This is a genomic window from Actinoplanes sp. NPDC051633, from assembly GCF_040681735.1.
Classification (GTDB): Bacteria; Actinomycetota; Actinomycetes; order Mycobacteriales; family Micromonosporaceae; genus Actinoplanes.
Genome location: NZ_JBFAZH010001537.1, coordinates 1 through 1,521, shown reverse-complemented (window position 1 = coordinate 1,521; position 1,521 = coordinate 1). Strand labels below are relative to the sequence as shown.

General features: G+C 70.8%; 1 protein-coding gene. It reads left to right on the top strand.

Translation table 11 applies throughout. The features are described 5' to 3' along the window. The first annotated feature begins 140 nt into the window (after nt 1-140). A complete protein-coding gene (locus AB0M20_RS42895) occupies nt 141-1,412 on the top strand; it encodes an alkaline phosphatase (protein ID WP_364307187.1) in 1,272 nt (423 codons plus the stop codon). Nucleotides 1,413-1,521 lie beyond the last annotated feature (109 nt).

The window sequence follows — 1,521 nt, the reverse complement described above, 5'->3', positions numbered from 1 at the left end:
TGATGGAATGTGAACTGTCAACACTCCTAAATGTTGTCGCGAGCGCCCAGCCGGGCGCGTCACGTTTACCCCACCCCTGCCCGGGGATCCACGATTGCCGATCCGCGACGTCGTCGCCCGTCGGGAGCCGAGGAGGAACCATGTTCGTTCGTACCGTGCGGTGGCTGGCACCGGTCGTCGCCGCCACCGTCGCAACCGCCGGGGTGACCGTCGCCCAGTCATGGGGTGGCAGCGCACCGGCCGGCAGCGGCCGGGTCACCCCCCGCAACGTCATCTTCATCAACGGAGACGGCATGGCCGCCGCGCACCGTGAGGCCGCCCGCCTGTTCTACGCCGGTCTCGACGGCCGGCTCGTGATGGATTCGCTGCCGGTGTCCGGCCAGCTGACCACCAGCCCGCGGGACCCGGAGACCCCGATCACCGACTCCGCGGCCGGAGCGAGCGCCTGGGCCACGGGCCAGCGCACCTACAACGGCGCGATCAGTGTCGACGTCAACGGCAACCCGCTGCCCACGCTCGGCACCCAGGCGAAGGCCGCCGGGAAGGCCACCGGGCTGGTGACCACGGCACAGGTGACCGACGCCAGCCCGGCCGCCTTCTTCTCCAACAGCGTCGACCGGGCCGCGCAGGACGACATCGCCCGGCAGTATCTCGAGGTCAGCAAGCCCGACGTGATCCTCGGCGGCGGCGAGGACTGGTGGCTTCCGGCGGGCAGCCCGGGCGCGTACCCCGATCAACCCGCCGCGGACCCGACCGAGGGCAGCCGCGGCACCCAGGGTGACCTGATCGCCCGGGCGCGCGCCGACGGCTACCAGTACGTCTCGACCGCCGCGCAGCTCGCGACCGTCCGCAGGGGCAAGCTGCTCGGTCTGTTCGCCAACGAGGAGCTGTTCCAGCAGCGGCCGGAGGGGCAGGGCGACGTGTACGACCCGCCGGTCAGCCTCGCCACCATGACGCGCACGGCGCTGAGCACGCTGTCCACCGAGCGGCGTGGCTTCTTCCTGCTCGTCGAGGAGGAAGGAGTAGACGAGTTCGCGCACAACAACAACGGCCGCCGCACCCTGCAGGCGATGGGCGAGCTGGAGAAGGCCGTCTCGGTGGCGCGTGAGTACGCCGCCCGGCACCGCGACACGCTGGTCGTCGTGACCGGCGACCACGAGACCGGTGGCCTGGCCGTCGAGGACACCGCCACCACGGACGAGTCCGGGGACGGCGTGTCGGCCGAGGACGGACCCTTCCCGGTCGCCGGCAGCCCCTTGAGCTTCAACATCGACTGGACCACCGGCAGTCACACCGGGCAGGACGTGCCGGTCACCGCATACGGTCCGCTGGCCGACCGCTTCACCGGCAAGCACCCCAACACCTACGTACACCAGGTGCTGGCGCCGGTGCTGACCCGCCGATCCTCCTGACCGGCCGGTAAATGCCCGCGGCGCCGCGGCGCCGGGCCGCTAGGGTCGGTCGTCGTGGGCAACCATGCCGGTTGAACGCTATAGTTCCTGCAGGGGCAAAAAAGCATAA

What these genes read in the sequence shown, in the direction of transcription:
- AB0M20_RS42895 (WP_364307187.1), top strand. Translation starts at nt 141, where the DNA reads ATGTTCGTTCGTACCGTGCGGTGGCTGGCACCGGTCGTCGCCGCCACC.